Source organism: Paenibacillus piri, assembly GCF_004354045.1.
Lineage (GTDB): Bacteria > Bacillota > Bacilli > Paenibacillales > NBRC-103111 > Paenibacillus_S > Paenibacillus_S piri.
Genome location: NZ_SMRT01000003.1, coordinates 1 through 16,703, shown reverse-complemented (window position 1 = coordinate 16,703; position 16,703 = coordinate 1). Strand labels below are relative to the sequence as shown.

The 16,703-nt window shown below is 51.5% G+C and carries 14 protein-coding genes; 4 read left to right on the top strand and 10 right to left on the bottom strand.

The window, feature by feature from the left end; translation table 11 throughout:
- The first annotated feature begins 165 nt into the window (after positions 1 to 165).
- On the top strand, positions 166 to 963 hold the full coding sequence (locus E1757_RS08400) for a phytanoyl-CoA dioxygenase family protein (RefSeq protein WP_133226724.1): 798 nt from the start codon (positions 166 to 168) through the stop codon (positions 961 to 963).
- A 150-nt stretch (positions 964 to 1,113) separates the two neighbouring features.
- Here E1757_RS08400 and E1757_RS08395 read toward each other — a convergent pair whose 3' ends face one another.
- The 6 genes from E1757_RS08395 to E1757_RS08370 form a co-directional block, all read right to left on the bottom strand.
- Positions 1,114 to 1,899 carry an SDR family oxidoreductase gene (locus tag E1757_RS08395; protein ID WP_133226722.1) on the bottom strand — a complete coding sequence of 262 codons (786 nt, stop codon included), beginning with the start codon at positions 1,897 to 1,899 and terminating at the stop codon, positions 1,114 to 1,116.
- Positions 1,900 to 1,961: 62 nt separating this feature from the next.
- Entirely contained in the window at positions 1,962 to 2,717 is a 756-nt protein-coding gene (locus E1757_RS08390; RefSeq protein ID WP_133226720.1) for an SDR family NAD(P)-dependent oxidoreductase, read from the bottom strand.
- A gap of 105 nt (positions 2,718 to 2,822) precedes the next feature.
- Positions 2,823 to 3,797, bottom strand: a complete 975-nt coding sequence (locus E1757_RS08385; protein WP_133226718.1) for an NAD-dependent epimerase/dehydratase family protein — start codon at positions 3,795 to 3,797, stop codon at positions 2,823 to 2,825.
- Positions 3,798 to 3,835: 38 nt separating this feature from the next.
- Entirely contained in the window at positions 3,836 to 4,594 is a 759-nt protein-coding gene (locus E1757_RS08380) for an amino acid ABC transporter ATP-binding protein (RefSeq protein WP_133226716.1), read from the bottom strand.
- A gap of 25 nt (positions 4,595 to 4,619) precedes the next feature.
- Entirely contained in the window at positions 4,620 to 5,276 is a 657-nt protein-coding gene (locus E1757_RS08375) for an amino acid ABC transporter permease (RefSeq protein ID WP_133226714.1), read from the bottom strand.
- Between the two features lie 45 nt (positions 5,277 to 5,321).
- Positions 5,322 to 6,161: a substrate-binding periplasmic protein gene (locus E1757_RS08370; protein WP_133226712.1), complete on the bottom strand. Its 840-nt coding sequence runs from the start codon at positions 6,159 to 6,161 to the stop codon at positions 5,322 to 5,324.
- Between the two features lie 593 nt (positions 6,162 to 6,754).
- Here E1757_RS08370 and E1757_RS08365 point away from each other — a divergent pair.
- Positions 6,755 to 7,486, top strand: a complete 732-nt coding sequence (locus E1757_RS08365) for an IclR family transcriptional regulator (RefSeq protein WP_165972016.1) — start codon at positions 6,755 to 6,757, stop codon at positions 7,484 to 7,486.
- Between the two features lie 189 nt (positions 7,487 to 7,675).
- Positions 7,676 to 9,067 carry a dihydroorotase gene (locus tag E1757_RS08360; RefSeq protein WP_165972015.1) on the top strand — a complete coding sequence of 464 codons (1,392 nt, stop codon included), beginning with the start codon at positions 7,676 to 7,678 and terminating at the stop codon, positions 9,065 to 9,067.
- A gap of 338 nt (positions 9,068 to 9,405) precedes the next feature.
- Here the strand turns inward: E1757_RS08360 and E1757_RS08355 are convergent, their stop codons facing one another.
- From E1757_RS08355 to E1757_RS08340, 4 genes are all read right to left on the bottom strand, one after another.
- A complete protein-coding gene (locus E1757_RS08355) occupies positions 9,406 to 11,406 on the bottom strand; it encodes an LTA synthase family protein (protein ID WP_133226706.1) in 2,001 nt (666 codons plus the stop codon).
- A 418-nt stretch (positions 11,407 to 11,824) separates the two neighbouring features.
- On the bottom strand, positions 11,825 to 13,033 hold the full coding sequence (locus E1757_RS08350; protein ID WP_133227474.1) for an MFS transporter: 1,209 nt from the start codon (positions 13,031 to 13,033) through the stop codon (positions 11,825 to 11,827).
- Position 13,034: 1 nt separating this feature from the next.
- The gene (locus tag E1757_RS08345; protein ID WP_133226704.1) at positions 13,035 to 13,508 is read right to left on the bottom strand and encodes a MarR family winged helix-turn-helix transcriptional regulator; all 474 of its coding nucleotides are present in this window, start codon (positions 13,506 to 13,508) and stop codon (positions 13,035 to 13,037) included.
- Positions 13,509 to 13,718: 210 nt separating this feature from the next.
- The gene (locus E1757_RS08340; protein ID WP_133226702.1) at positions 13,719 to 16,082 is read right to left on the bottom strand and encodes a response regulator; all 2,364 of its coding nucleotides are present in this window, start codon (positions 16,080 to 16,082) and stop codon (positions 13,719 to 13,721) included.
- A gap of 397 nt (positions 16,083 to 16,479) precedes the next feature.
- Between E1757_RS08340 and E1757_RS08335 the strand changes: the two genes are divergently transcribed.
- Positions 16,480 to 16,703 (top strand): transposase (locus tag E1757_RS08335; RefSeq protein WP_133225631.1); only part of this gene is annotated, 224 nt, incomplete at its 3' end.

Genomic DNA, 16,703 nt, shown 5'->3' with positions numbered 1-16,703 from the left:
AGCATATCGCCCAATGCCGCTTCCCGCTCCCTATGATACAACTAAGACACAAGGATAGACAGCTTCGCCTTCCTCGAGATGGGCCTGCACGGCTGTCAAGGTTATGCGAAGCAAAGCGTAAAACCGCTTTCCTTATAACTAACAAAAAAAGGAGCCGATGTAAACATGGAATATCCCGTCTCGCAGGAAAAAATTTCATTTTACCGGGACAACGGATTCGTCCTACTGGAGCATGTCGTTAGCGGGGAAGAGCTGGCCGAGCTGCGCGAAGCGATGGAAGAGGTGATGGCGGCGGACAGCGAGTTGTCCTTCGACAGGGAGAAAGGCAGCGCTTACTACAATATCCTGAATCAAAAAGTAAATACATGGCGCGATTCCGCCGGCATGGCCAAGTTTTCGCTTCATCCGCGCTTTGCGGAGATTGCGCTTCAATTGACCGGAGCAGCCGCGATCCGTCTCTTCCATGATCACGGCCTGTGGAAAATGCCGCATGATTCCAAGCCGACTCCCTGGCATCAGGATGCGCCGTACTGGCCGATGCGGCAGACGGGGGCGTTGTCGATGTGGCTGGCGCTGGACGATGTCGACGTATCGAACGGCTGCATGATGTTCGTGCCGGGCTCGCATAACGTCGGCAAGCTGACCGGGATCAACTTCGAGCAGCCGCGGAGCATTTTCGACGAGGTGGAAGGAACGGCAATGAACGCGCCGGTCGTCGTACCGCTGAAGGCAGGCAGCTGCACGTTCCATCACGGGTTGACGTTCCATTATGCACATGCCAACAGGACCGATAAGCCCCGCCGCGTGCTGGCCGTCATCTACATGCCGGACGGCACCGTCTTCCAGTCGCGCAACGGCAGCGGCATCAACGATCATGTCGTCACCAAAGCGGTTCCGTTCCGGGACGGCGATCCGCTTGCAGGACGGTTTTTTCCGGTATTGGCGAAGGCGGGCAGAAAGTGACCGCTGCGGGATTAACGCTTAGTAGAAAACGAGAGCCTGTATGTTGACAGGGTTGACCGGGTTGACCGGGGTCATCTTTACTCCCCAACATGACGGCTTAAAAAAAATAACCCGGCTGACAGGAGCCGGGTTCGCATCTTTTATTTCCAATTAAATGGATTTTATCATACCGCCGTCGATCACAATCGAACTGCCCGTTACATAAGAGCTTACGTCAGATACAAGAAAGGTGACGACTTTGGCGAATTCCTCCGCCGTGCCGTAACGGCCCAAAGGAATTTGCTTCCTGGACTGCTCCTCCACCTGTTCGCGAGTTTGACCCGTCTTCTTGGCCTTCACTTCGTCGAGATAGGCAACCCGGTCGGTTGCGATCCGTCCGGGCGCCACCGTATTGACGAGGATGTTATAAGGGGCCAGTTCTTCGGCCAGTGTTTTCGTTAAACCGACGATTCCCGTCCGGAACGTATTGGATAATATCAAGCCGGGAATCGGTATTTTAATGGATGACGAAGCGAGATTGACAATGCGTCCGCCTTTTTCCTTCAAATCCGGCAGCGCCTCGCGGATCACCCGGATATAGCTGAGCAAATTCAGCTCGAACGCCTTCTGCCAGTCTTCGTCGGAAAACTGCTCGAAATTTCCGGCCGGAGGCCCGCCCGCATTGTTGACGACAATGTCAAGGCTCCCGAAGGCAGCGCGCGCCGCCTGCACCAGCTGGCGAATTTGTTCCGCATCGGTAATATCGGTTACATGATAGGCGGCTTTTCCCGGACCCGTCCGTTCCAGCTCCTCTTTCACCGCCAGCAATTTATCCGCATCGCGGCCGGACAGCATTACGTTGGCCCCTTCCTTCACCAGCTCGGCGGCTATCGCTTTGCCCAAGCCTTGGCTGGAAGCGACTACCAGCGCGTTTTTACCTTGCAAGTTTAAATCCATTTCTTCGCATCTCCCTTATCATCATGTTCTAAACGCCTCCCGTTTGTTTTCTGCGGTCCCGCTTACAAAGCCGTATACCCGCCGTCCACCGTCAATGTCGCGCCTGTGACGAACGAGGCTTCATCGGAAGCAAGAAACAGAGCGGCATTGGCGATTTCCAACGGCGTTCCGAACCGGCCGATCGGGATTTTACCCAGCGATAACGCCCGGGCTGATTCGGGATCCGATTCACGCATGAACGAAGCATGAAGAAAAGGCGTGTCGACCGGGCCCGGACAGAGACTGTTTACCCGGATGCCATCCTGCGCATGGTCTAATGCCATGGATCTGGCCATATTGACGATAGCGCCTTTTGCCGCCGTATAAGCGATGGAATTTCGGGTACCGACCAAGCCAAGCTGACTCGCAATGAAGACGATGGCTCCTCCCTTGACGGACAGCAGCGGCACAGCCGCCTGGCCCAAGTAGAACGCGGAGTTCAGATTGACGTTCTGAACGTCCAGCCAATCTTCTTCCTTCATCGTTGCGACAGTTCCCTTCCGCGAGATCGCAGCCGCATGAACAAGCGCTTGAAGCCCTCCGTATCGCTCGCTCGCGGCTTCAACCATCTCCAGGCACGATTCCCGGCTGCCCACGTCACCGATCACCGCAGCCGCTCGCCCTCCTGACGCAGCGATTCGTTCCGCGGTAGCATGTACGTGTTCGGACACATCTGCAGCGACAACGGATGCTCCTTCCGCCGCAAACAGCAGCGATACCGCCCGGCCAATGCCCGAGCCCGCTCCTGTTACAAGTACGGTCTTCCCCTTCATCCTCATCGAGACCTTCACCCTTTCTCCAAATCGCGGAGCCCGCTGCGGACTGTACCTCGACTGACTTCACTTTATGGATGTATCCTGACGGACTGCGTCTGTATGAATACGTCAATACTCGTGAGCATCAAGCCATTTGACATAATCGGCCAAACCCGATTTGAGCGGATAAGCCGGTACAAACAACGTATCGTTTCTTAGCCGGGACGTATCCAGGCTGCCGGTTCGACTCCTTGTATTGGTAGTCATAGCATCATCGGACGGTTTATCGGTAACGACGACCTCCGTTCCCGGTATCGTCCCGGCAACCGCCTCGGCCAGCTCCAATAACGAATAAGCCCGTCCGCCCGAAATGTTATACACCTCATGCTTCCATGCCGGCGCAAGCAGCAGCTCCGCGACGCCCTCCGCAATATCCGATACGTAGGTAAAATCGAGCACATAGTCGGGGGAGCCGATAAGCAGCGGTTTGCCCGCTCTTGCTCTGTGCACCGCATGCCATACCATTGACATCGCCGTTCGCGCGCCGGTATTCCGTTCCAACGGACCGTAGCAAGCGGCAATCCGGGCAGATACCGCTTCCGTTCCGGAATCCTCCGTCATTTGCCGGGTCAGCCATTCGCCCGCTACCTTGGTCAACGGGTACAAGCCCGTTTGCTGCAGGCGGCCGCTTTCCTTCAGCACGCACATCGGATCCGGCACCGGTTCGTAGATGGAGGCGGAGCTAAGATATACAAACCGTTTGACGCCATGCTTGACCGCAGCCGAAACGACAAGCGAGCAGCCTATGATGCCGATCTGCAATATGCGTTCCGGTTCCTCCAATTCGCGCACGGCCGTCGGCGTAATTGCCGCCGCATGAATGACGCGATCGACAGAATACCGGGCAAACAACGCAACCAACGCCGCCTTGTCGGTAATGTCGGCCCGCTCATATGCAATATGGCCGCCAACAGAGTCCCACAGCGACTTCACCGGCTCCGCAGGCTCATACAAATCAACTGCGACTACTTCTTCTCCCCGGCGGGCCAGCCGCTCTACAATATGACTGCCGACAAAACCCGCCCCTCCGGTAACCAGTATCATCGAATCCCCCCTTCCTCATATGCCAGCTTCATTTATAGCTACAGCGCGGACGAAAGGAACCGACGCGTTCTTTCGTTCTCCGTATTTCGGAACACCTGTTCAGGAGTGCCCTGCTCCGCAATGACTCCGCCATCCATAAACAGAACGCGGCTCGATACGTTCTCCGCGAATTTCATCTCATGGGTGACAACCAGCATCGTCATGCCGTCCTGCGCCAGCTTCGTCATGACCTCAAGCACCTCACCGACCAGCTGCGGGTCAAGCGCCGACGTCACCTCGTCGAACAGCATTAATTCGGGCTCCATCGCCAGCGACCTTGCGATCGCCACACGCTGCTGCTGTCCGCCGGACAAGCTTGCCGGATAATGGTCCGCTTTGTCGGCCAATTTGACTAATTGGAGGAGATGCTTCGCCTTTACGATAGCCTCCTCCTTCGGTATCTTTTTCAAAAGCACGGGACCTTCAATAATGTTTTCCAGCACGCTTTTATGCGGCCATAAGTTGAACTGCTGAAACACCATGCCGACCCGGGTGCGCAGCTTCGTAATTTGCGGATGGTATGTTCTGGCCTTCGCTTTCGGAGGAAGACTGTCCACCTTTTCATCGCCGATCCAGATCGTGCCGGACGTAGGCTCCTCCAAAAAGTTAATGCAGCGAAGCATTGTGCTTTTCCCCGTTCCGCTCGGCCCGATGACCGCGATCACTTCACCCTTGTTCACCGACAAATCGACGCCTTTTAAGATTTCGTGGTTTCCGTATGATTTCCGCAAACCTTGAATTTGCAGGACCGGCTTCATATGGATCAGCTCCTTGTTCAAATGATTAGCGGCTATAATAGGACAGCTTCTTTTCGGCCCAATTCTGGAACAGCATCAAAATGCTGGTCATGATCAGATAGAGTACGCCGGCCGTTCCGAGTATTTCGACAGGACGGTAGGTGGCGCTGTATATTTGCTGGCTGTTCAACATCAAATCGGTGACGGTTATCGATGAGACGAGCGCAGAGTTTTTAATCAGCAGGATCGAATTGTTAATATAAGGCGGAATAATGACCCTTACGGCTTGCGGAAGAATAATACGTCTCATCGCTTGTCCGTAGCTCATGCCAATGGCTATGGCCGATTCCAGCTGACCGCGGGGAATCGCTGAAATACCGGCACGAATAATTTCTCCTTTATAAGCGGCCGAATTCATCGACATGGCCAATATGGCCGCGGCGAATGCCGGCATGCGAATGCCCCAGCTGGGGAAAGCGTAGTACACGAAAAACAGAACGAGAAGCAGGGGCGTTCCCCGCATAATCCACATATAAGTCATGGCCGCTCCCCGGAAAAACCGGTTGCTGGAAATTCGGATAAGCGCCAGGAAGGTTCCTGCGATCGTAGCGATCACCATGGTCAGCAGGGAAACCTCCAAGGTAACGAGCGCTCCTTGCAAGAGCGCGGGCAAATAGGTGACAACAACGTCCCACCGGATCATAGTAATCTACTCCTTTTGCTGGTTTGAGGCGTTACGTCGATAATCTTATTGAGAGAAAGTCGAACCAAGCCACTTTTTTGCAATTTCATCGTATTTCCCTTGCTTTTTGGCGTTTTGGATCGCTTCGTCGATCGCTGCTTTCAAGTCGGTTTCGCCTTTTTTCATCGCCACGGCAAGCTTGCGGCCTTCCATCCCTTTAGGAGATACGGTGTAATCTTTTCCTTCGGTTTTAATCCAGTGTCCGGCAAGCATTTTCCCCGTTACCATCACTTCGATACGTCCGTTTTGCAAATCGTGGAACACTTCGGCTTGACCCGGATAAGTTTTCAAATCTTTGTAACCGCCGATTTTACGCGCCGGCGCGTCGCCGTTGGACGATCCGGTAACAACTCCGACAACACGCCCTTTTATATCCTCCGGACTGTTGATGCCCGTCGTTTTCTTGTTATAGACGGCAACTACCTCGTCATAGGCGATATGCTCGGAGAAATCCAATGTTTTCAACCGCTCCTCGGTTACGCCGATCCCCGACATCCCGATATCGAAATTGCCGGTCAACAAGCCCGGAATGATACCGTTGAAATCCATTCGCTTCCATTCGATTTTGACGCCGAGGTGATCGGCGATGATTTGAGCCCAATCGGCGTCGATCCCGACCATTTCGTTTTTCTCGTTCGGGAAAATCGTCGGCGCATTGTTGCCGCTGGTCGCAATAACGATCGTGCCCCGCTTTTTAATATCAGCCAGAAGGCCTTTGGCGCTGCCGGCCCCGGAATCGGCTTTGCCGTTGGCGGAAGGAGCGGATGAACCGCCGGAGCAAGCGGCAAGCAGCAGAGCGAAAGTCAGCATCAACGAAAGCACAATAACAGAAGATTTTTTCATCATGTGTTATCCCCCTAAAAATATGAATTTAATTAATATCGAGCTGTGATCAAGAACCGGTTGTCAAACTATTTGCAAGGTGAACGTCAATCCCGTTAGCACTTCTTTCCAGGCATCGCCCCTCTCGTATACCGCGGCAAAACGTTGAACGGAACCCGCAACGGCAATGCCGATTTTTGTCGAAATTTGTATTATTGTGTAACGAAATATAACGTGGGTCTAACTTTACAACACCAAAAATGAGTTGTCAATGATCAAATGTTAGATAATATAACATACAAATGCTATTTGATTAACTTTCGCTATTAGGTGTTATGAAATGTAACGCACGTATTAGCGTTTACATTTTTGAACTGCCGGAGCGGCGCTTGTTCTATATCTTTTTTCGCCTCTATGATAATGTAGGGGTAAAAGGACAGAATCATAGCCTCCAAACGTTTGATTATTTGAGAAATTGATTGCAATTATCAAATATTGATAATAATATACTGATAATTGATAATTAATAGTGAATTATCAACATTATATTTCGTTCATCGCTATTTTTCAACATAATTGTTCAAGATCCATAATTTGCAGAAAGGATGAATCGTAAAGTGAGCACACGGAAGACATTGGAGATACTGGACTTGTATTCGTTAGATACGAGGGAACTGAGCGTCCCGCAAATTTCCGAGATGATGGATATTCCACAGAGCTCGGTATACCGTTACATCCGCATATTGAAAGAGAAAAAGTATTTGGCGGAGACGAGTCGCGGAACTTATCAACTGGGACTTCGTTTTTTGGAAATGAGCAATTTCATCAACCTGAACAACGAATTGTCGCTCGCGGCCGGACCGATTATGAGACAGCTGACGAACGAAACCCAGGAAACGACGGTTCTCGTTATTTTATCGGGTCTTCAAGCTATCTGTATCGAAAACATTTCCTCCTCCTTCCATATGGTTAAAGTTTCCTCGGAACCGGGAAAATATATTCCGCTCTACGCCGGCGCTTCCTCCAAAGCCATTCTGGCTTATATGGGCAATGAAGCGGTCAACAAATTGTTTAAGTACGGCGTCGTACGCCGGCACACGGCCAATACGATCACGGAGAAGGAAGCGCTGCTGCAAAATTTGAAAAAAATTAGGGAGAACGGCTACGCCGAATCCGATAACGAGCTTGATGAAGGCGTCTACACATATGCAGTGCCGATTTTTTCCGGCACGACCGTCCTCGGCTCGCTCAGCATCGCGGGTCCGCGTGAGCGTATGATAGCAAAGGACAAGGAAGCTCTGATCGCCAGCCTGAAGGAAGCGGCACTGCAAATTCAGCATAATTTATAATCAACAGCTTCAACATCATTCCGGGCAGCTTTTCTCTTGAAGAAAGGCTGCTTTTTGGGTTGTTCAAAAAAATGCGTATTGAATTTGACAGCGAAATCAATTATCATTATTACCAATTAATAATAATTTATTATCAATAATTGATAATTAATATTGAACATCATGATGACTTTTGGAGGCGTTACAACTATGAGGCTTGATTTATGGATAAAAAACGGATTTGTATACCGAAACGGAGAGAGCTTCAGGGCAGGCCATGTTGGAATCAAGGACGGAAAAATCCATATTATATCGGAATCGTACGCGGAATTTGAGGCGGAGCGCGTTATCGATGCGGATGGCTTGCATGTGCTGCCCGGCATGATCGACGCCCATGTTCATTTCCGGGAGCCGGCCAAAAACCCCTCCGAAACCGAAAACTTTTTCACCGGAACACGCGCGGCGGCGGCCGGAGGCATAACGAGCATCATGGAGATGCCGAACTCTTATCCGTGCACTTACAATACCGAGCTGCTCGCCAAACGAAAACAAATATTGCATACGGAGGCACTGATCGATTACGGCCTGTACGGCGCTGCAGGCAGCGACCATCTAGAAGACATCGCTCCGCTTGCATCGGAGGGAATTTCCGCATATAAAACCTTTATGCACCGTGCGCCCGCTGGCAGGGAAGACGAATTCGAAGGATTTACGATGACCAGCGACCGCGATTTATACGAGGGCTTCAGCCAAATTGCCAAGACCGGACTGCCGCTTGCGATTCATGCGGAGCATGACGAGCTGCTCGGATATTTCTCGGAGTACGCGGAGCGTCATTTTATAGAGGATGATGTCAACAAGCATTTAATCGCCCGAAATCCACTTGTGGAGACTAGCGCGATTCAACGGGTCGTATTTTTTGCCGGGCAGTTGAAGATTCCGGTCATTTGCTGCCATGTTTCGAGCCCGGAAGCATTGGAGATCATCAAACGGGCGAAGCGGGACGGCATTCGCGTGTACGCGGAAATATGCCCGCATTATTTGCTGTTTGACGACAGCCATTTGGAGAAGCTCGGCCCATATGGTAAATGCAATCCGCCGCTGCGCAGCGCGGAGCAGCTCGAGGCGCTTTGGAGCTACATCGATGACGGAACGATTGATTATATATCCAGCGACCACTCGCCTTTCCCGAAGGCGCTCAAAGATCTCGGATATGCGAATATTTTGAAATCGCCGGCAGGCTTTCCGGGCACCGAGATGACGCTCCCGCTGATGCTGGACCAGGTTAACAGAGGGAAGCTGTCGCTGCAAAAGCTGGTCGAGCTCATGTCCGTCAATCCGGCCAAAACGTTCGGGATGCATCCGGAGAAAGGCACTCTCGGCGTCGGTACCGATGCCGACATTACGATTATCGACCTGAACGCCAAACGGAAGGTGGATATCCGCGAGCTGTACACGACAGCCAGAGAGACGGCACTGCTTTATGATGGGCTGGAGCTCCGCGGCTTGCCGGCATATACGATTGTGCGCGGCAAAGTTGTGGCCGAACGGGGTAAAGTCGACGATACAGCCAAAGGCTGGGGAAAATTTATTTCCTCCTGATCGGTCGAACTGGCCGGGACAAGACAGCGAGACCGCGTTCCCGGCCGGGCCCGATCGATTCCGCGACCCCATCGCAGATCCACAAGCGGTACGTGCTGACCCGAAAGCGGGTCATGTCGCAGCCTTGGGTGAAAATAAGGAAGCTGTGACAGAGCCGGAGAACATGTCTTCGCCTGGACAAGTACCGCTATCCGATAATATCGGGCACGGCGCAACCAACAGTCAATAATGCCCGGAAGAAATGTCCGGGTGATTCAATGCCATCCATCATCATGCAAAAGAAACCTTAAACCCCACTGAAGGTGGAGCTTAAGGTTCCTTTGCGTTTCAATACCGAATTACGGACTTCCTTTTTCACTGGCGTTCAATGTTCCATCCAGATCATCCTCGGAATCGGCTGGCTTCTCAACGAATTCCTGATTATAGTTAGGCATTGCCGTCTGCTGCAAATAAGGCGAATCGATATATTTGGCCAAATACTGCTTGCCGAATAACGTGTCATACTGCAGCTGCCGGTAATTGCTTACGTCGTCGGCCAGAGCCTCCGGCACATCGCTATACATCTGCATATTCGCATCGACTACGAGATTGCGAAGCAGGCCGGGCATTTTGCGGGACAACTCCCGGTTGTACGCCAGCGTCTCGGGCAGCTGCATGCCCATATGATCCAGCATATAGGCGCCAAGGAACGAATTGCTCAACACAGGCACCTCCTCCTTCGGCAGGTCGATGTTCGACCAAGTAACGAAAGGCACGCTGCGCATCCGTCTCAGCTCATCCAGCGACCATTTCTCGGACTTGGGCGTACTGATGAAGCCGGTCTGCGCATACACATCGAAGTCGTATCCCAGCATCGGCAAATGGTCGCCGTAAAATACGATGACCGTCGGCTCGCCCGTTTCGGTGAAGTGGTCGATCAGCTTTTGCAGGCTCGCATCCGCATCCTTTACGCCTTGCGTGTACGTCTCCAGCGTATTTTTCGCCTCCGGCGTCAGGTCGCCCTCCACCTGAACCTCACTGCCGCCATAACGGTTGTCGTCATACGGACCGTGATTTTGCATCGTTACCGTATAGATGAACATCGGCTTATCCGTACTGTCTACCTGTTGAATAATATGGTTCGTTACCTCGTCGTCGGAAATAAAATCTCCTTTGTACTGCGGGTTGTTGAACTGATCCTTGCTCATGAAGCTTTCGAAGCCCATCTCCCGGTATACATTTTCGCGGTTCCAGAACCAGCCTTCGTATGAATGAATAGCCATGCTCTTATAGCCCTGCTCTTCAAAGTATCCCGCCAGACTCGGCACCGGCTTGGAAATGTACTGCTGGTACGGCACGGAGCCGGCCGGCAGGAAGCTCATCGATTGTCCGGTCAGCACCTCGTACTCCACATTGCTTGTGCCTCCGCCAAATTGAGGGGAAAGCAAGTAGCCGGAGGTCGACTCCTTCTGCAGCCGGTGAACGGTCGGCGCCGGATCTTCGCTGAACGTAACGTTCGGCAGCAGCGTCGGATCCCAGAACGCTTCGTTCATGATGAAAATAACGTTCGGCTGCTGCCCGCTAAAAGGATTCGCCTTGGCCGAAGCCGTCTGTACGCCGGCTTGAGTTTTCAGCGACTGCGCCAAATTCGCCATGGAGGGCTCGTCGTAGCCTTCGGGCTTGGGGACGATCGCGTTTTTCACATTCATCGTAAAAGCGAGCGCCATCCCGTTATTCCCGTAATTTTCCGACTGGTTCCAGACGATTTCGCTGGCGCCCATTTGGTACATGACCCGGCTCGCCCATGGCGCATTCACCCCGAACGAATACAAGGCGAAGACAGCCGCCAAGCCGACGACAATCCGCGTTTTCCAGCCCAGCCGAAGCCGCGGCAGCCAAAATGACGAAACGAGCAGCGCCACGACGACGCCCAGCATCGTTCCGATCCGCAGCATAGCCGATTTGGTGGTGACCAGCGGCGCAATGTTCATGCTTTCTTTATTGAGAAATATATCCCAAGGGAAAAACGGCTCGCCGATCAATTTCAGCTTAAAAAAACTAATAAACGACATGACGCTAAGCAGCAGCACCGATAAAGCAATCGTAGGCAGCAGCCGCCCGACCAATGCATAAATAACTAAAAAAACGAAAAAATCAAGCAGTGCGTTCATAACGAACAGCTTTGGATTGCTGCTCAGCCACATCCAGGCTTCGTTCATATTGCCCCGTTGAATAAATTCAACGCCGAAAACCAATGCTAATGGTATGACTGCGCAAGCAATCAAAATAATCATATAAGTCCATAAGCGGGTTAGCGCAGGCCCTGCTTTTTTCCGCTGTTTCGATTCCGTGGGACGCATGGGTCACTCACACTCCTTTTGCGCGCGATGTTATCTTTCTATGTACGCGGCATGTTATATTAAGACATTGTAAACTCCAAACATTAAAAACAGATGAAAATTACCAAATAATTTACTTACATCCTATTTTTAACTATTTATTGCTTATATTTACATATATAATATTTTTATCGGCATCTGGCTTCAAGGCAAAAGCGTCTTATACAAGATAACGATGAAAACTGAATACTGCCTGAAGACGGACTGAGAGCGCACTTAAAACTGCGGCGCTGTACAATTAATAAATGCATCGGTCAGCCAAACCGAAAATCGGCTTCCAAAGCCCGTTCCCGTCCTTAATCGACAGTCTCCTTCGATCCGTTATTAAAAAATGCCGCCTCACGGGGCAGCATCTCGTTTTTGCACATTATAAGGGATTTTACATACTCGCATATTTTTTCGACTGTCGGGCGTTTATCATCCGTACCAAGCTATACACAATAAGAAACAAAAGCATAAAGCCAGCTGAATAACGGTACATGACCGCATACCCGGTTACGGAGGAGATAGCTCCAAGGATGAGCGCGCCCAGCGCGACGCCAAGGTCCGTCGAGTTATAGAACATACTGTTGGCCATGCCATGCTGTTCCCGCGGCGTCGACCGCAGCATCCACGCTTGCAAAGTCGGCTGAATCGCGCCGAATCCGAGTCCGTACAGCAGCGCGGATACGATGAGCAGCGGCATGGAAGTCGCCATGGACAAGACCACCATGCTTGCCACAACACTGGCCGCCGCCGGAAACAGCACCGCCGCATGTCCTCTTTTGTCAAACACCTTGCCCGAAATCGGTCTTACGATAATGATCGTAATGGCATTAAACAAGAAAAACAGCCCGACCTGCTCCAACCGCACCGATTGGCCGAACAAGGCGATAAAGCTGAGCAGACCGCTGTAAGTAACGGAAAGCAATACATTAAGCAGGGCAGGAAACAACAGTTGTACGGGAAAAGCTTTCCTGGCCGGCTGAGTCGTGCCGGTCTCTGCCGCTGCCGGTTGGCGCTTCGGCTCCGGCGGTATAGACCGTGAAACAAGCAAAATCGGAAAAATCATCGTCGCCGTGACGGCGCCGGTTACGGCCAGCGCGCCAAAGCCGTACTGCTTCATTACGTTCAAGCCGATCATCGGTCCGACTGACATGGCGAGACTGGTGGAAAGCCCGAAATAACCGATTCCCTCCCCCATGCGTCTGATTGGAATAATTTGCGAAACGAGCGTAGGAATAATAGTGCTCGCCATGCCGAAGCCGATCCCGTAGGCTACCCGCATAACGAGCAGCGACCCGACGGAACTGGCCGCAATATACAGAGCGGTGACGGCCGCCGCCAATCCCAGTCCCACGAATAAAAGCACGCTGCGACGAACTCTTCGGACGAGCGCTGCGGTTAAAAAACGGGTTGCGATCGCGGATAGCGCGAAAACGCTCGTAACCAGACTTACGGTAAAATCGCCTGACGCAAATTTATCCTTCACATAGGCCGGAAATGACGAAAGCAGCATCTGCAAATTCAGAAATAATAAAAATGAGCCGATCGTTAATGAAACGAATGATTTTGTCCATAGTTTGGCCGGTTGCTCCAGATTGTTCATCCTATTCATGTTGTCGATTATCCTTCTCTCTGTCCGTTAGTTCGTTGACGCGGCGATTGACTCGAAGAAGAAGTTCCATAAATAGGTTGTACTCCCCTTCCGTCATGCACCGCTTGACTTCATCGATCGTCTGATTCTCAATAGGCAAAGTCGCATGAATAAGCGATCTCCCTTGATCCGTAATGTAAACGAGGAACGACCTCCGGTCATTCTCACCGGTTTTTTTGTAAATATAGCCCTTCCCCTCCAGCTGGTCCAATATTCGGGTTGTCGTCGGCCGATCCTTGTCTGTCCGTTCGGCTAATTCTTTCTGGATTAAGCCGTCGGCCCTTTCGACCTGATATAATACGGACCATTGCTCCGGCGTGATCTCGTGCTCCTTCAGCCGGGAATGCAGCAGGTTCGATAGCTTCCGGTACGTAACGCCCATTTGAAAGCCGATGGAATGATCCAGACTGTTATTGCTTGTATTCATGCGCTAATTTTACCCCTCTGAATATAGTTGTCTTAACAACTATAATTAAAACAACTATTAATGTCAATGGAAACAGAAAAAAGCTTGACCGGAGCGCGGCGACCTAGCGGGCTCCAATCAAGCTATTCAGGTATCAATTGAAATTTTTCATACGCGGTTTTAAAACGGGTTGCGGAATCACTCCTGGCTATGCCTTCTTCGCATGAATGCTTAAAGCGGTTGGCCGGCAGTCATATGCCGTTGAATTTCCGCCACTAACGACTGATGATCGAATGACCCTTTTTGGACGATGCCCTTCACGCAGCCGTTCAGCTTCAAGCGCTCTTCCGGAGTCAAGGACTTGGCTGTCACAACGACTATCGGTATCGATCTCCACGCATCGTGCTTGTACAGCTCCGCAACGAATTGAAAGCCGTCCATCTCCGGCATCATCAAATCAAGCAGGATCAGCTCAGGCGTATGCTTGGCCATGCTTTCCAAAGCTTCCCGACCGTTTATCGCCCGGGTAACGGTATACCCGGCCTTCTGCAGCAGCCTGGTCATCATTTCGCTGGTCGTTGCATCGTCTTCGATAACAAGGATGGAATGGTCGGTCCGTGACGATACATATTTGTCCATAATTTCAATCAGCCGCTCCCGGTTTACCGGCTTCATTAAAAACTCGGATGCGCCAAGCGCAAGCCCCAATTGTTTGTCGCTCGTGAGCGACCAGATGACGACGGGGATGTTCTGAAGCTCGGGATCGTTCTTCAGCGCCGATAAAACGCTCCATCCGTCCATGCTTGGCATCAGAATATCCAAACAGATTACCTTGGGGCGAAGCAGCTTCGCCAGTCGAAGCCCTTCCTGTCCGCTTTCGGCGAATGCCAGCGACCATTTTTCTTTTTCGAAATACCGCCTCATTAATTGATGATTGAACGGCTCGTCGTCGATGAGGAGAATATTCACTTGACTGTCTTCAATTTCCCTGTGCGCCGCGGAGCCGTCCGCGCGATGTTCTTGTCCCGACGGATCGATCGGAAGCCAGCAAGTAAATGTGCTGCCGGAGCCAAATTCACTTTCAACGCGGATCTCGCCGCCCATGATGCTGCAGAAGCTTTGGCTGATGGCCAAGCCAAGCCCGGTCCCGCCATATTTCCGCGTCATTGTCGAATCGGCTTGCGTGAAGGGCTGGAACAGCTTCTCCATTTGCTCCGGCGTCATGCCGATACCCGTATCCCGGACCCGGAAGCAGTAACCCGCTTTGCCGTCCCTGGCTTCATGATAAACGTCGAAAGCGATGAGGCCGTCTTTAGTAAATTTGCTCGCATTGCTGAGCAAATTAAGCAAAATTTGCCGCAGCTTCGTCACATCGGTAGACATCCCGCCTTCGATCGTCCGGGTCTCCAGCTGATTTCCGTTGCTTTCCATAAGCGGTTTGACCGTAGTTACCACATCCCGGATCAAATCCGCCAAATTGAAGTTTTCGATATAAGCCTCCATTTTTCCGGCCTCGATCTTTGAAATATCCAAAATATCGTTAATAAGCGCAAGCAGATGTTTGCCGGAATGGCTTATTTTCCCAAGATCTTCGACAAAGGTCGGCTCGCCGAGCTCCTCCGCTTCCTCCGCAAGCATCTCGCTGTATCCGATGATGGCGTTGAGCGGAGTCCGCAGCTCGTGGCTCATATTGGCCAAAAACTGGCTTTTGATCATATTCGCCTTGACGGCTTCGTCATGCGCTTTTTCGAGCTGGGCGGTACGTTCCTTCACCAATTCCTCCAAATGGTCGTTCAACTGCCGCAGCTCCTGGTTCATTAAAAAAATCTCATTTGATTTTTGCAATATTTCCGAATCTTTATTGGAAAATTTGTTGGAGATGAAAATGCCGAGCAGCGACAGTCCGAGCGTAAACAACGTGCCTCCGGAAATGAAATACGCCAGCCCTTTTTGATCCCAGGCCATTCCGGCCGACAGCTTCGACAAATCTCCCAAATGGAATTGCGCGGCGGTCATCCCCGTATAGTGCATGCCGACAACCGCGGCGCCCATAATGAGCCCGCTGCCCAGCTTTTTCCAACGTTCACCCCGCTCGCCGCCCTTTCGAAAATAAAACGACAGCCATAGTGCGGCCACAGATGCGATAAACGCAATGACGATAGAAAGCGTGAAATAAAAAACATCGTATGTAATATCGATCAGCATGGCCGCCATCCCGATGTAATGCATGGCCGAGATGCCTGCCGCCAGCATCACCCCGCCCCCGAGCAGCTGACGCAGCGTTAATTGATCTCGACCCACAACAAATAAGGCGATAAAGGAAGCGATGATGGCGACCACAACCGACAGCAGAACCGTGACAAGATCATAAGCAACCGGAACCGGCAATGAAAAGGCGAGCATCCCGACAAAATGCATTGACCAGATTCCCATCCCCATTGCAATCGCCCCGAACAGAAGCCACAGCCACCGGCTCCTCCCCGCAGACGTGCTGATTCTTCCCACCAAATCAAGGACGGTGTACGATGCCACAACCGCAACGACATATGAAAAAGCGACTAAAACCGCATCATACGAGCCATGAATATGCTCCAAATGAAACCCCTCTTTTCAAATTCAAATACACGGCAACAGAAATGCAACCGGATCGATTGCCTTATTTCTATTATCGGTATTTTGAATTTGATTTGTTATACGAGAGAGGCCGGTTTTCATGCGAATAGCAGCCTGCGGTCGGACGGTCTCTAATATTGTTCGCTGGAAACCTGATTCACGTTTTTCATCTATCCGTACGGGCTGAGTCCACCATCACAAGGCCGCCCAGAAAAAAAAGTATTATTCCAGAAGGTTTTTTGGTATGAACCGATAGATTCCAACCACATTCTTTACAGTGCCCTACCTCTATGCAGCTAACTACTGGTGCTAGACTCAATATTGGACACGGAGAACCGAGAGTGCGAAAATAAAAGCATTCATAATCGAGGTGTCCGACATGACAAAAAAGTACGACAAAGAATTCAAACTTCAAACCGTTCGACTCGTTCAAGAAGATGGGAAGTCGGTGGCGCAGGTAGCCCGTGAGATGGGTCTGCATGAGAATACGATCTACCGCTGGATCGCCGAGTTCAAACAGGACGGCAGTCAAGCGTTTCCCGGTAGTGGACAACTAAACCCAGAAGACAAGGCCATCCGTGATCTTCAGAAGCGGATTCGTGA